The organism is Arthrobacter sp. 2YAF22_2 (genome assembly GCF_052114645.1).
Lineage (GTDB): Bacteria > Actinomycetota > Actinomycetes > Actinomycetales > Micrococcaceae > Arthrobacter.
In genome coordinates this window covers 1-2,097 of sequence record NZ_JBFRFD010000583.1, presented here as the reverse complement: position 1 = coordinate 2,097, position 2,097 = coordinate 1, and the positions used below count along the sequence as shown (strand labels likewise).

The following is a 2,097-nucleotide window of genomic DNA, read 5'->3' as shown; positions in this document are numbered from 1 at the left end:
GATCGCGGGGGAGTGCTAAGCGACCTCGTCTTCGGGCCGGGGACGTTTTCATCCATTTTTCCCTACTCCGACGGCAACGACTGATTCTCGGCGTCTGCCATTCTAACCGCCACGCGCGCCGCAGCCATCTACTTCGTCATGTGATGGCGAAGAATTGCTTGACCCAGCTCCGCAAATAGCCCCTGACCGCTACCGCAGACGGCAATGAGGGCGCAGCCGCTTCGCTGCCGGTGACGCACCTCGCCCGCCGATTGGTTTACCGCACGAAGCGTTCCCGGTCATTGGTCCCTGAAGCAGTCCATCTTCACGCTCCGGGTGAGATGCGCGGCTCAGCCCGTATCGAAGGACGCCCCCGCACAGGCCGGGGGAGACCGTTGGGCGGGGGCGTCTTCGAGATAGTCTCCGAATTGGGGGGAATCGGAGACTGCTTAAATGGTCAGCCTGCTTATCTTTTAAGTCAAGCTGTGATGGCCAGGGCGAGGCCCGCGCCCACCCCGGTTACATGCCGCATTGGGTGAGTCGGTTACACGCCGCCCGGATACTCCTGCGGCCTACCGAAGCAGTTTTCCATGAGGACTCTGCCGGTCCGTCCTGTGGGGTGTGTTCGGATTTCAGGCAACTCTTTCCGGCGGTCCAGAGCCGGAGAGAATACTCACGGGACGACTTTACCGCCCGCTGCCTGTGCCCCGGGGCCGGTGATTGGTCCTGCGCGTGCTCATGGTGACGTGGCTCCTCGGGGGATCGGGAGAGCATAATGTCACCGGGGACGAAGCCCCATAGGGGTTTTCGTCGCTTCGGGCGTCACCGCTCGAAGCATGAGAGCTGCGCCGTGGCGTGAGGCGGCGAGGAAGCTGGGAAATGTCGACTTCAGCGGATGTTCAGGTGCGCCGGGTTTATGACGGGACCAGGGACGATGACGGCGTACGGGTTCTGGTAGACCACATCTGGCCGCGCGGGATGACCAAGGCCAAAGCGGCACTGGACGAGTGGTGCAAAGAAGTCTCCCCATCGACGGAGCTGCGCAAATGGTACGGCCACGACCCTGCAAAGTTCGACGAATTCGCAAAGCGATACAAGGCCGAGCTTAAAGATCCTGCCCGGGCGCAGGCGCTTGACCATCTGCGCGAACTCGCCAGGGGCCGGCGGCTAACGCTGCTGACGGCAACCAAAGCCGCCGACATCAGCGAGGCCCAAGTCCTGGCCGACCTGATCGGACTGTAGCCACCACACGTCCGGCGCACTCGAAAGGGGGGCGTCGGGAAGGACACGATCAGTGACCGGAAACGGGATCCTGCGACGGGCCGGAGCTCATTCCCGTCATGCGGTGGGCAACCGACGGCGTGAGGATCGTGGTGAGGACGAATCCTGGCCACACTCTTTTTTGGCCCTCACGGAAGCGCCTTACGCGGGCGGTCGCTGCGGCACCGCGTTTCTAAACTCGCCCTCTGCTCGCGTCAGGTTCCGGTATGTCATCGAGAAGGACGACTGCACAGCCAGCACTCTCGACCCCACYGGGCACGAGAAGGCCACCAGAAGATCATGGCGTAGCGCTGGGCCGGTTCACGGAGGCGGAACAGCAAGTGACTTGGCCAGGAACAGATCTGGGGCCGTGCCTGCCCAAGTCTCACTTGCCTCAGGCAGGCAAGACGAACCAAAATCCCAGCTAGTTACCGCCTGTCCGATCGGATGACCAGCGGCTACCGCTCGGGACGACCCAGCAGGTAGACGCCGAAGGCGTAGCTGCCCAGGGCAATGGCGAAGAGCGAGGCCATGATCATCGAGCTGAAGTCCTCACCGTAATTGAGGAAGCTGCCACCATTGAAGCCGGCTCCGAGTACGCAGACGAATCCCACCACCGTCGTCGTTACGGCCGCACGGTCGTGGCTGCCAATCGATAGGAGGAGGGCAGCCAGCGAGCCGAGGACGAGAAGCAGGCCCAGCCCGGCGTGCAAAGTGAGCCACAGGCCCCCGCCATCCGTGACGGCCCAACCCAGGCTCTGGAAGACCCCGCTGAAGTATTCCGGCGGCTTGGCGCCGGGATGCGACTCAGGGATCTTGACGAAGAGGTTGACGACCATGCCTAAGAGGTACTGGGCC

General features: G+C 63.0%; 2 protein-coding genes. One reads left to right on the top strand and one right to left on the bottom strand.

Going from position 1 to position 2,097, the window contains the following annotated elements:
- Positions 1–858: 858 nt before the first annotated feature.
- Positions 859–1,221, top strand: a complete 363-nt coding sequence (locus AB4Y86_RS17535) for a DUF488 domain-containing protein (protein ID WP_441403441.1) — start codon at positions 859–861, stop codon at positions 1,219–1,221.
- 476 nt (positions 1,222–1,697) lie between these two features.
- Here the strand turns inward: AB4Y86_RS17535 and AB4Y86_RS17530 are convergent.
- Positions 1,698–2,097, bottom strand: a 400-nt coding sequence (locus AB4Y86_RS17530) for a hypothetical protein (protein WP_441403440.1), incomplete at its 5' end; no start/stop codon positions are given.

Bases quoted from the DNA above. Each gene is read 5' to 3' on its own strand.
- AB4Y86_RS17535 (WP_441403441.1), top strand. From the start codon at position 859: ATGTCGACTTCAGCGGATGTTCAGGTGCGCCGGGTTTATGACGGGACC.